The organism is Antribacter soli, assembly GCF_021568775.1.
Classification (GTDB): Bacteria; Actinomycetota; Actinomycetes; order Actinomycetales; family Cellulomonadaceae; genus Antribacter; species Antribacter soli.
On the sequence record NZ_JAKGSG010000056.1, the window covers coordinates 52,755 to 64,763 of the forward strand.

A 12,009-nucleotide genomic window follows, 5' to 3' on the forward strand; every position below is an offset into this window, starting at 1 on the left:
TGGTCGTCGTCTGAGCTAGGACGTGGGCTCGCACTCGGCGAACCACTCGAACGGCGACCAGCCGGAGCGGGGGCCGCCGCGGCTCGCGGCGGTCTCGCCGCGGCCCCCGGCTGACACCGCGCCGCACTGCTGCGAGGTCCCGAACAGGCCGGCCCACCAGGCCGCCGCCGGGGAGGTATCGCCGGAGTCGGCGGCGACGTCGCTGGTCCCGGTGGAGGTCCCGGACTCGTCCGCCACGTTCTCGATGGGCGCGGGCGGGCAGTAGATCCCGGGCACGTCGTGGGTCTGCTCGACCGTCCACGCCGTTCCCTCGAGGACCCGGCTGAGCCGCACCGTCACGTGGCTGCCCGCCGACGCGGCCAGCGGCCGGTCGAGCACGAGCTGCGCGGTGCCGCCGGCCGGCACCTCCTTCGCGGGCCCCTCACCCTCGGTGATCCCAGAGCCACGGACGAGCCAGCCCGACCACGTGATCCCACCGGGGTTCTGCAGGTCCGCGAAGACCTGGACGTGACCGTCCACGCACTGCACGCCCGCCGTCACGACCATGTCCTGCGGCCACGAGACCTGCGCGCACGACTCGAAGCCGACCATGAGGGTGGCCAGCGGCCGGCCGTCGGCCCGGACGTCCACCGTGCCCGTCCCCCACGGCACCGTGACCACGAGGACGTCCTTGTGGCCGCCACGGACCAGGACGGACACACCCGCGGCCTCGAACACCACGGGGAGCGTCGAGTCACGGTTGTCGACCGGAACGCGGAAGGTCCGCTCGGAGGTGCCCGCGGTGTCGTCGAACTGGCAGGCGTCCTCCCACTGCAGGTCGCCCACCTGCGGCGCGATCACGGCCCCGTTGTAGGCGGCGGACGGACCGGCAGCCACGGAGGCGGCGGCGGGCGCGTCACCGTCGGAGTCCACCGTCCAGCGGGACAGGCGGAACGTCACGTCGCCGGGGTGGAGCCGGGTCTGCCCGGTGGCCACCGACGTCGTGACCGTGGCACCTGCCTCGACCCGCAGCGGCTGCGACTCGAGGCGCGTCCCGTCGACCACGATCTCCATGGTGGCCTGCAACGGCTCGCCGGTCGTGTTGGTCAACGTCCCCTCGACGGCGACGGTGCCGCCCTCGTTGACGGTCCGGGCGCTCGCGTTCGCCGTCCACGCCGGGTCGTAGCAGTCCTGCGCCCCGTACCAGCCGGCGGGCACGCGGGTCGAGAAGGTGCGTTCGTCCACCACCGCCGAGAGCACGTACGTACCCTCACCGGCGGGCAGTCGCAGGCCGTCATGGAGGATCAGCGGCGCCTGCTCGCCGGGCGCGAGATAGTGCACCGTCGCGTTGCCGCTGCCCGCGGCCTCGAGGCGGACCGAGACCGTCTGGCCCGTCGTGTTCGTGTAGGTGCCCTGCACGACGGCGTCCGCCGTACCGACTCCACCCCTGGCGAGGCACTGGGTCACCACGGCTCCGGCACCGGCTGCCGCGCCCGCCCAGGCGGACGCCACGGACAGCGTGGCCGAGCCCGACAGCACCTTCGAGGACCCCGGCAGCACCGGCAGCACGCTCGCGGAGGCCGAGGAGGTGCCGGCCTCCGCGGTCGGCGTCGTCCCGTCCGCGAGAACCGTCAGCGGCAGGGTGCGCCACGCGCCGGCAGCGAGCGGGGTCGACCCGGCGGCAGAGCCGGCGACCGGTGCGCACGACCAGTCGTTCGCGGCGGTGACATCGACCGCCGCGCAGGACAGGATCGACTGCGCCGACGCGGGTGCGACGCCGGCGGGCAGCGTCACGATCACGGACCAGCCGGGCTCGGCGGCGACGTCCCCGGTGTTGCCCACCTCGATGGGCAGGGAGCCGGAGCCCGGGTTCGCGAGATGCAGGGACCCAGCCGTGGCAGACAGCTCCGGCCCGAACGCGGCGACGCTGCGCGCCGGGAGCTCCACCGACGCGGGCGTGACGCCCTCCGCCCACACCTCGGCCCCGATCGCGTACGCGCCGCCGGCTTCCGCCTTCACGCCCACGACGACATGCTGCTGCGTGCCGCCGGCGACCGTGCCGAGGGAGCAGAGCACCGTGCGGCCGCCGTCGTTCGTGGCGGGCGTGCACGCGAGCGGGTCCGCCGTCGTGGGCGGGCCGAGGATCACCGAGGGGCCCGCCGTCGTGCCGGACGCCGTCCCGGCCTCGGTCTCCGTGTCGCCCGTGGCGAGCGACGAACCGTCCGCGACGGTGCCCGTGCCGGCGCCGAACGGCGCCTCGTCGAACGACGCCGTGAGGCCGTCGGGCAGCGTCAGGCGCACGAAGGTCCCGGTCGCGTCGCCGCCGGTGTTGGACACCGACAGGACGACGTCCTGCGGTGTGCGCGGCTCCAGCACGACCGCCGGGTCGGCGTACCCGAGACCGATCTCCGGGGGCTCCGGCGGCAGGAGCGTCGTGAGCGGAGCGAGCAGGTTCGAGGGCGACGACGGGTCGAGGTAGCCGGGCAGCGGGTTGCCCTGCGCCCACCGCTCGGTGGACATCGTCACGGCCGCGCCGGCCGCGTCCGAGACGCCCGCACCCGCAGTGGGGGCGAGGACCTGGAGGATCGCGGCGACACCGACGGTCGCGGCCGTGATCACGCCTGCGGCGGCCGCGCCGCCGGACATCACGGTCACGCCCGCGGCACCGGCAACGACCGCGCCCGTGCCGGTCGCGGCGGCGGCACCGGTGGTCGCGGCGGCGGCGCCGGTCGTGGCTGTGGCGACGGACGCGCTCGCGCCGGCGGACGCCGTCGTGCCCGCCGCCGTCGTGCCCGCCGCCGTCGTGCCCGCCGCCGTCGAGGTCGCCGCCGACGAGCTGATCGCCGTGCTCCCCGCGGTGGTCGTGGCGCCCGCCGAGAGCGTGCCCGAGGGCGCGAGCGTCGCCGTCGTGCCCGCGCCGCCGGCCGCGGACGAGGCCGCGCCGACCTTCGCGAAGCCCGCCGCCGCCGAGGCGGCCGTGCCGGCCTTGGCGGCACCGACGGCCAGGCCGCCGACCGGGAGCGCGGTGCCCACCAGGCCCAGCGCCGCGACGCCGAGCATCAGGGGCGCGATGACGCACTTCATGCCGTGCGCGACGTCGTGCAGCTCCAGCACGAGGTCGCTGCACGTGCTGCAGCCCGCCGTGTGCTCCTCCACCTTGACCGTCTCGCGCTTCGACAGGCTGCCGCGCACGTACTCGCCCAGCCGCGCGTTCACGTCGCGGCACGCCTCCGACGGCGCATGGGTGAGGTGCTGCTGCAGGTAGCCGTCCCGCAGGGCGGACTTTGCCCGGTAGATCAGGGCTGAGACGCCGTTCGGGTTGAGCCCGAGGATCGGCGCGATCTGCGCCGGCTTCTGCTCCTCCACGAGCGCATACCGCAGGACGAGCTTGAAGCGCTCGGGCAGGCGGTCGTACGCCTGGTACACGATGGTCTGCTCGAAGCCCTTGAGGGCGGGGTCGTCCTCGTCGGCGAAGCGGCCGAGCGCGAACTCCAGCTCGTCGTCCGTGGACGGACGCGTGCGGCGGGCGCCACGGTGCAGGTTGTAGGCCGTGTGCCGCACGGTCTGGTAGACGTAGCCGCGGAAGTCGAGGTCAGGTCCCTTGCCGCTCAGCAGCGCCTGGAGCGTTCCCTCGTAGGCGCTCTGCACGATCTCTTCGGCGTCCGACGGCGAGACGAGGCAGCGGGCGAATCGCAGCGTCGCGGACATGTGACGCTCATAGAGCAGGCCAAAGGCCTGCCGGTCGCCCTCGCGGACCTTCAGAATGAGCTCAGCATCGCTCGGGGCGTCCCCGGCTGAGCCGTCCACAAACGTCACGATTCCCCAAATCCTCGCCGAACCGGCGACGGACCGCGCCCACAGGCCAGTGGCTTTGGCCCCCCCAGACCCTAGGACCGACTATAGGGCCCCCCTGCAAGTTTCGTGGAGGGTGAATCCACCGGATGAGATTCCCGGTGACCGGATGAGATTCGGGTGAACTAGCACCCGATGTGGCCGAACGTGCGTCATGATGTATATCCGTGGGGGTCCTGTCATCATGAGCAAACCGCAGCAGGAAGCCGAAGCGCGCATCTCCGATGTGCGCGAGCGCTGGCGTGCAGCGAGCCTCGCGAGCGTCTGGATCCGCCCCGGCGACTGGTACCACGCCGCTGTCGACGCTTTCGTCGAAGCGCTTACAGACGAGCGCCCCGTGGCTGCGGTCGGGGAGCGGCTCGGCATCGCGAGAGCGGCCGTCGGCGTCGGCCTCTCCGAGGCCATCGATGACGTCGCCTGCCTCTACATGACGATGCGCCTGCCCGTGGACGCCGCGGCGATCCGCGCCGTCGCGCTGGGCTGGCTCGAGGAGCACGAGCGCGTCCCGTTCCAGGTCTCGAGCCACGACCCCTCGACGGGCCTACCCACCGGCGACTACCTGGGCGAACGACTCAGGGAGACCTACGGCGTCGCGGTGCGGACACGCACCGACGCGCGGTCGACGCACTGCCTGCTCGTCCTCGACGTCGGGCTCGACAACCTCGACACGTGGCAGCGCCTCGCGCGGTCGGCGGCGATCGGCAGGACGCTGCACCAGGTCTTCGGCGAGGGGCACCCGATGGCGGCCGTCGGAGACGGCACGTTCGTCGTGCTGTGCGAGCGGGGGCCGGCCACCGCTCAGCTCGGCCAGGCGCTGCGCCGCGTGGTCGAACGGAATGCCGAGGTGCTCGGCCTCACCGCCGAGCTGCGCAGGCCGACGCGCGTCTGGATCGAGCGGCTGCCCGAGACCCACGACGACGCGCTGATGCTCCTGAACCACCTGAGCCGCTGAACCAAGAGCACCCGAGGTCACGCGAAACAGCAGGTCCCTCGGACGTTCGTCCGAGGGACCTGCTGTTTCGGCGTGGTGGTCGTCAGCGCGACGCGAACGTGAGGCAGTCGGCGTGCGCCGGGCTGTCCGGGCCGAAGCCGACGCGGATCGACGGGGCGGCACACTCGAGGGCGCTGTTGTGGATGCATTCCTCGCGCTGGCAGGCGCCCACGTGCGCGATGACCTTGTCCAGCCCGCCCTTGTGGCCCAGCGGGATGAACGTGGCGCACTCCGCGTCACCGGAGTGGCCGGCGATCGTCACCGCACCGGCGTGACAGCCGTGGTCGTGGTTGTATCCGCAGCCGTCGATCGAGCACTCGGCGACCTCGGGCATCTCCATCAGCGTGGTCATGGTTCTCTCCTCGCAGCGTCTCGATCACCGGCCTCATGACCGGCACGATATGGCCACCTTATTCCCGCGTCACCAATTCTGGATAGCAAGGAATGCCTTACCTCAATTCGAGGAAAGGCCAGGAGAATTACGAAAGAATTGCGTTACGGAATTCATTGGTCGCGGTGCGGGGCCGGGCGCCAGAGCACCATGGCACCGGCTGCCCCCGGGACGCCGTGGTCCACGTCCACCCGCAGCTCCGCGCGACGAATGCGGCGCCCCCGCGGGACGACGATGACGTCTCCGCTGGTGGCCGCCGTGAACACCCGACCGCTCTGCTGTACCTGGGTGAGCAGCTCCTCGAGCCGCTGCTCCAGCACGGTGACGTGCTCCTGAAGGTCGAGGATGCGCTTGATGCCCGCCAGGTTGATGCCCTCGCCCTGGGCGAGCTGCTGCACCTGCAGGAGGCGGGCGACGTCGTTCCGCGAATATCGTCGGCCGCGCCCGAGAGTACGCCGCGGCGTCACGAGGCCCAGCCGGTCATATTGGCGCAGGGTCTGCGGGTGCATGCCGGCGAGCTGGGCGGCCTGGGACACGGTGAGCACGGGCGACTCGTCGGTGATCATCAGGTCACTCCTCCCGTCTCGCGTCTGGGAAGGCTATCCGACCGGCCGGGACACCTTCGGGGTGCCCCGCCGGTCGGACGCATCACTCGAGGGCGCGCTTCGCCAGGTCCGCGCGCACGTCCTCCGTATCGACCTCGGCCGCGAACGCGTCGAGCGCTTCCCGGGCCTTCTTGCTCAGGTTCTGCGGCACCGCGACCTGCGCGGTCACGAGCAGGTCACCGGCGCCGCGAGCGGTCTGGACGCCTCGGCCACGGACACGCAGCACCCGGCCCGACGGCGTCCCCGCCGGCACCTTGACCCGGACCGGCTCGCCCTCGAGCGTCGGCACCTCGATCGTCGTGCCGAGGGTGGCCTCGGCGAACGTCACGGGGACCGTCACCCGAAGGTTGGTCCCGTCGAGCTGGAACACCGGGTGCGGCGCCACGTGGACGGTGACCACGAGGTCGCCCGCCGGGCCGCCCCCCGTGCCGGGCTGTCCCTTGCCGGGGATCCGCAGGCGGCGGCCGTCGTTGACGCCCGCCGGGATCCGGGTCGCGACCTTGCGGCCGTCGACCACGAGCTCGACGGTGGCGCCCTCCACGGCCGTCCGGAACGGGAGCGTGGTCTCCGCCGTGACGTCGGCACCCTTCTGGGGCGCGGCGTACTGGGCGCCCCCGGCCTGAGGGCCGCCCCGGGCGCCGCCGAACATCGCGCCGAGGATGTCCTCGAAGCCGCCGCCGGCGCCGCCCTGCGAGTAGCGCACGCGGGGGCCGCCCGGCGCGCCGCCGCCGAACATGGTGCCGAAGATGTCCTCGAAGCCGTTGGCGCCGCCGCCCGGGCCGGCCGAGAAGCGCGCGCCGCCGGCCATCGCGCGCACCGCGTCGTACTGCTGACGCTGCTCCGCGTCGGACAGCACGGCGTACGCCTCGCCGATCGTCTTGAACCTCGCCTCCGCTGCCGCGTCACCCTGGTTGTGGTCCGGGTGGTACTGGCGAGCGAGCTTGCGGTAGGCCTTCTTGATCGCCGCGTCGTCGGCGTCCTTGGGGACGCCGAGCACCGCGTAGAAGTCCTTCTCCATCCAGTCCTGTCCGGTCACGACGCCTCCCTCCGCTCTGCCCTGAGCCGGTCGCCGGCGGCCGCCCCCCGAGGATGCCTCACGGGGCGACCGCCGGCCGCCGTCATTCCGGCCCGACCACTCCGACCCGGGCGGCGCGGACGACCTTCTCACCGATGCGGTAGCCCGGCTCCACGACGAGGTTCACCTTCGTGGACGTGGCCTGCGCGTCGGTCGAGTGCATCAGCGCGTCGTGGACCATCGGGTCGAACTCCTCGCCCACCTGGCCGAACCGCTCCACGCCGAACTTGACGAGGGACTGGTCCAGCTTCTCCGCGATGGCCGCCATGGGGCCGCTCAGCTCGGCGTGCTGCCGTGCCCGCTCGATGTCGTCGAGCACGGGCAGCAGCGCCGCCAGCACGTCCTGGATGCCCCGCGCCCGCGCGGCCTCCTGGTCGCGCAGGGCGCGGTTGCGGTAGTTGACGAAGTTGGCCCGCTCGCGCTGGAGGGCGTCGAGGTGCTCGGCCGCCTCGGCCTTGGCGGCCAGCAGCACCGCGTCCTCACCGGCCTCGCCCGACGGCTCGAAGTCGAGCGCCTCGAGCGGGTCGGCACCTTCACGAGGCGTCCCGCCGTCGGCCGACGTCGGCTCGCCGGACTGCTCACCGGCCCCCGACGGTGCTCCCGTCTCCGGGTTCACCTTGCGCTTGTCCGTGAAGTGGAAGGGGCGCTCCCCCGAGCCCTCCGGCTCGGGGGTGCCCTGCGGGTCGTTCTCGGTCACTTGCGGTCGTCCTCGTCGTCCAGGATCTCGGCGTCGACGACGTCCTCGTCGGCCGCGGACTGCGCGTGGGCGTGCGTGCCGCTCTGCGCGCCGTCGGTCGGGGCGTCGGCCGCGGCGTACAGCGCCTGGCCGATCTTCTGCGAGGACGCGCCGAGCTTCTCGTACGCGGTCTTCACGGCAGCGGCGTCGTCACCCTCCAGCGCGGACTTCACGCCGGCGATGTCGGCCTCGACCTCGGAGACCACCTCGGCCGGGAGCTTGTCGCGGTTGTCCGCGATCTGCTTCTCCATCGAGTACGCGAAGGCCTCCGCCTGGTTGCGGGTCTCCGCCTCCTCGCGCCGCGCCTTGTCCTCCGCGGCGTGGGCCTCGGCGTCCTTGATCATGCGGTCGATGTCCTCCTTGGGGAGGGCCGAGCCGCCGGTGATCGTCATCCGCTGCTCCTTGCCCGTGCCGCGGTCCTTCGCGGACACGTGCACGATGCCGTTCGCGTCGATGTCGAACGTGACCTCGATCTGCGGCACGCCACGCGGGGCCGGCGCGATACCGGTCAGCTCGAACACGCCCAGCGGCTTGTTGTCGCGGGTGAACTCGCGCTCGCCCTGGAACACCTGGATCGCCACCGACGGCTGGTTGTCCTCGGCCGTGGAGAAGATCTCGCTGCGCTTCGTCGGGATGGCCGTGTTGCGCTCGATGAGCTTGGTCATCACGCCGCCCTTGGTCTCGATGCCGAGGGACAGCGGGGTCACGTCGATGAGCAGGACGTCCTTGCGGTCGCCCTTGATGACGCCGGCCTGGAGGGTGGCGCCCACGGCGACGACCTCGTCCGGGTTGACGCCCTTGTTGGGCTCCTTGCCGCCGGTCAGCTCGCGCACGACCTCCGTGACGGCCGGCATGCGGGTCGAGCCGCCGACGAGCACCACGTGGTCGATGTCCGACACCGAGATGCCCGCGTCACGGATCACGGCGTGGAACGGCCCCTTCGTGCGGTCGAGCAGGTCCTGCGTCATCTGCTGGAACTGGGCGCGCGTGAGCTTCTCGTCCAGGTGGATCGGGCCGTTCTCGCTCATCGACAGGTACTGCATCGAGATCGTCGTGCTCGTCGCCGACGAGAGCTCCTTCTTGGCCTGCTCCGAAGCCTCGCGCAGGCGCTGCAGCGCGATCTTGTCCTTCGACAGGTCGACGCCCGAGGCGTTCTTCACCTGCTTGATCAGGTACTCGACGACACGGTTGTCCCAGTCGTCGCCGCCGAGGCGGTTGTCGCCCGAGGTGGCGCGCACCTGGATCGTCGAGAAGTCGTCCTCGTCCTTGCCCACCTCGAGGAGCGAGACGTCGAACGTGCCACCACCCAGGTCGAAGACCAGGATGAGCTCGTCCTCCTTGCCCTTGTCCAGGCCGTACGCGAGAGCAGCGGCCGTGGGCTCGTTGACGATGCGCAGCACGTTCAGGCCGGCGATCTGGCCCGCGTCCTTCGTGGCCTGGCGCTCGGCGTCGTTGAAGTACGCCGGGACGGTGACGACCGCGTCGGTCACCGGCTCGCCCAGGTACTCCTCGGCGTCACGCTTGAGCTTGCCGAGGATGCGCGCCGAGATCTCCTGCGCGGTGTAGTTCTTGCCGTCGATCTCGTGCGACCAGTCGGTGCCCATGTGGCGCTTCACCGAGGAGATCGTGCGGTCGACGTTGGTGACGGCCTGGCGCTTGGCGACCTCGCCCACCAGGACCTCGCCGGTCCGGGAGAACGCGACCACGGACGGGGTGGTCCGCGAGCCCTCCGCGTTGGCGATGACGGTGGGCTCGCCGCCCTCCAGGACGGCGACCACAGAGTTCGTGGTGCCGAGGTCGATGCCGACTGCTCGTGCCATGGTTACTGCCTCCGTACGACAGGTTGAGTCTTCTCCGCTCAACTTAGGTCGCGGCGTCAGGCAATGCAAGCCCGACGCGTCAAAGTTGAGTCCACTCGACTCAACGTCACGGAAGGCACTGGCGTTCGAGAGGTGCCCTGGACGCCGGATCCCGAGATCACCGTCAGCAGGCCGCACCGCCCTTGGATCCGCCGTGTGTACCGGGTGCCGTGCCGCGCGAGCGGCAGCACCCAGGAGCGCAGGTCAGAGGCGAACTGCTCACCGAGCTGGCTCACACCAGTTCGACACTGTCGGCCTGCGGTCCCCGGTCACTCTGACGCACCTTGAAGCGGACCCGATCACCCTCCTCCAGGACCTCGGCGCCCCGCACGACCGACACGTGCACGAACAGGTCCGCGCCCCCGGCATCGGGGGTGATGAAGCCGAAGCCGCGCTCCGCGTCGTAGCGCGCGACGGTGCCCTCACCTCCGCGCACGGGCCCGCCGGATGCCGCGGGACGGCTCGACCGACCGCGGTCCGTGGCCGCGCGCGCACTCCCGGAGCCGTGCACGAGCTGCACGTTGCGGGCATTCGGCCCCTTGTCGCCGTCGACGACGTCATACGTCACGCGTGCACCCTCGGAGAGCTCGGTCAACCCCGAGCCGAGCGCACTGACGTGGACGAAGACGTCCTCGCCACCCGAGTCGGGAGCGACGAACCCGAAGCCCTTGATGTCGTCGTACCAGGACACCGTGCCGTCCGCGCCGTCGGATGCCGGCCGTGCAGCCTCCGCCCCGAGCGGTAGCAGGTGGTCCGCCTGCGGCCCCTTCTCCCCGTCGACGACGAGAAACGCCACCCGCTGCCCCTCCGAGATCACACCGCCCCCGACGATGGCCGAGCTGTGCACGAAGATTTCGACGCGACCGCCGTCGGGCGTGACAAAGCCGTATCCCTTGGCCGGCTCGTACCAGGTGACGGTGCCGAGCACGCCCACGGGCGCGTCGGCGGCCCGGTCGCCCGTGACACGGACGCGGCGCGCCTGCGGGCCACGGTCACCCTCGCCCACCTCGAACTCGACGACCTGCCCCTCGCGGAGAAGCCTCGGTCCGTCGTCGCCGACGATCTCGGACGCATGGACGAACAGGTCCTCGGCCTCGTTCCCGAGGTCGATGAAGCCGAACCCTCGGTCGGCGTCGAACCATCGGACAGTTCCCTGGGGCACCTAGGACTCCTAGTCTCGGCAGACATTGCCGTCGCCCATTGTCCCCGACAGAACCGTAGACGGGTGGGCCCAGCCGTTTCCGGCGTACCTCGCGCACGCTCGACGTCGGCGGAGCGACCGGCATCCGCTCGGCCTGGCCGGCTGCACGGTCAGGAGGTGCGAAAACCGGGAACAACGAGACCGACCCACCGTTCGAGGACCAGCCGCGACGCTGAGGATTCCGACACCATGGTGAGAATCCGCTGGCGACACGCTGATGCGAACCCGCTGGTCACGGGCGCCGGCCACCGACACGTTCCGCGAGAACCTACACGGCCGAGGCCGCCCGAGGCGGGCGCGCGGGAGGGGCCGACCGGTGTCCGGTCGGCCCCTCCTGTGTGCAGCTGAGCCTGGTCAGCTGGATGAGATCAGCGGAGCTGGCGGCGCCGGTGCCCCCACGCGGCCATGACCAGGCCTGTGAGCAGGCTCAGCGTCGACAGGCCGATGAGTACGCCGGTCCCGTCGGCTCCCGTGACCGGGAGGATCGGGGCTGCCGGTGGCGCCGGCTGTGCGGGCTTGGGGCAGACGGCGTCAGGGCCGAAGGTGACCTTGAACGTTGCGACTGTCGCCGAGACCTGGGTCCAGCCCGTGGGCAGGGTGCCCCAGGCGAAGCCGGCCTGGAGGGTGGCGGTGATCGTCACCGTCTGCCCGGCGCTGTACGGGCCGGCCGGGCCGGCCGTGTAGGTGATGCCGGTGGTGGTGCCCACGGTCAGGACCGACGGTGTCGGCACCGTCGCACCCGGCGGGCACACCGACGGCTTCAGGACCGGTGACTGCGGCGAGACCACGATGCAGACCACGTTGTCGAACGTGACCGAGAACGTCGCGACCGTCGGGGAGACCTCGACCCAGCCTGCGGGCAGGGTGCCCCAGGCGAAGCCAGCACTCAGCGTCGCGGTGACCGTGACCGTCTGGCCCGCGGTGTAGGGGCCCGCGGGAGCGACGGTGTAGGTGATGGCCTCGGTGTTGGCCGGCAGCGTCAGGGTCGGGGCGATCAGCTCCCCGGCCGGGCAGGCGGCCTGGGTGACGGTCGGGTTGACGGGGACGACCTCCTTGCACTCGACGTCGTCGAACGTGACCGAGAACGTCGCGACCGTCGGGGAGACCTCGACCCAGCCTGCGGGCAGGGTGCCCCAGGCGAAGCCGGCGGACAGCGTCGCGGTGACCGTGACCGTCTGGCCCGCGGTGTACGGACCGGCCGGGCTGACGGTGTAGGTGATGCCGTTGCCGTCGGGCGGCAGCGTGAGGGTCGGAGCAATCAGCTCTCCGGCCGGGCAGGCGGCCTGGGTGACCGTCGGGTTGACCGGCACGGTGGTGACC

9 protein-coding genes are annotated in these 12,009 nt (G+C 71.9%); 1 reads left to right on the top strand and 8 read right to left on the bottom strand.

Annotated features, from left to right (window positions below; translation table 11 throughout):
- Positions 1–15: 15 nt before the first annotated feature.
- Entirely contained in the window at positions 16–3,795 is a 3,780-nt protein-coding gene (locus L1785_RS19940) for a sigma-70 family RNA polymerase sigma factor (RefSeq protein WP_308113387.1), read from the bottom strand.
- A 220-nt stretch (positions 3,796–4,015) separates the two neighbouring features.
- Here L1785_RS19940 and L1785_RS19945 point away from each other — a divergent pair, with 220 nt between their 5' ends.
- Positions 4,016–4,783, top strand: a complete 768-nt coding sequence (locus tag L1785_RS19945; protein ID WP_236091057.1) for a hypothetical protein — start codon at positions 4,016–4,018, stop codon at positions 4,781–4,783.
- 82 nt (positions 4,784–4,865) lie between these two features.
- On the opposite strand, the gene L1785_RS19950 is transcribed toward L1785_RS19945, so the two are convergent.
- The 7 genes from L1785_RS19950 to L1785_RS19985 all read right to left on the bottom strand — a co-directional run.
- On the bottom strand, positions 4,866–5,174 hold the full coding sequence (locus L1785_RS19950; protein ID WP_236091058.1) for a DUF1540 domain-containing protein: 309 nt from the start codon (positions 5,172–5,174) through the stop codon (positions 4,866–4,868).
- Positions 5,175–5,326: 152 nt separating this feature from the next.
- Positions 5,327–5,779 (bottom strand): heat shock protein transcriptional repressor HspR, encoded by a 453-nt coding sequence (locus L1785_RS19955; protein WP_236091059.1) that lies wholly within the window; start codon positions 5,777–5,779, stop codon positions 5,327–5,329.
- Positions 5,780–5,861: 82 nt separating this feature from the next.
- A complete protein-coding gene (locus tag L1785_RS19960) occupies positions 5,862–6,854 on the bottom strand; it encodes a DnaJ C-terminal domain-containing protein (protein WP_308113388.1) in 993 nt (330 codons plus the stop codon).
- A gap of 82 nt (positions 6,855–6,936) precedes the next feature.
- Positions 6,937–7,590 (bottom strand): nucleotide exchange factor GrpE, encoded by a 654-nt coding sequence (gene grpE / locus L1785_RS19965; protein ID WP_236091060.1) that lies wholly within the window; start codon positions 7,588–7,590, stop codon positions 6,937–6,939.
- Positions 7,587–9,449: a molecular chaperone DnaK gene (gene dnaK / locus L1785_RS19970; protein ID WP_236091061.1), complete on the bottom strand. Its 1,863-nt coding sequence runs from the start codon at positions 9,447–9,449 to the stop codon at positions 7,587–7,589. Before dnaK ends, grpE begins: the two co-directional genes overlap by 4 nt.
- A gap of 271 nt (positions 9,450–9,720) precedes the next feature.
- Positions 9,721–10,650, bottom strand: a complete 930-nt coding sequence (locus L1785_RS23305) for a cold-shock protein (protein WP_308113389.1) — start codon at positions 10,648–10,650, stop codon at positions 9,721–9,723.
- 407 nt (positions 10,651–11,057) lie between these two features.
- On the bottom strand, positions 11,058–12,009 hold a 952-nt coding region (locus L1785_RS19985; protein ID WP_236091062.1), incomplete at its 5' end, for an InlB B-repeat-containing protein.

Bases quoted from the DNA above. Each gene is read 5' to 3' on its own strand.
- L1785_RS19950 (WP_236091058.1), bottom strand. From the start codon at position 5,174: ATGACCACGCTGATGGAGATGCCCGAGGTCGCCGAGTGCTCGATCGAC.
- L1785_RS19945 (WP_236091057.1), top strand. From the start codon at position 4,016: ATGAGCAAACCGCAGCAGGAAGCCGAAGCGCGCATCTCCGATGTGCGC.
- L1785_RS19955 (WP_236091059.1), bottom strand. From the start codon at position 5,779: ATGATCACCGACGAGTCGCCCGTGCTCACCGTGTCCCAGGCCGCCCAG.
- dnaK (WP_236091061.1), bottom strand. From the start codon at position 9,449: ATGGCACGAGCAGTCGGCATCGACCTCGGCACCACGAACTCTGTGGTC.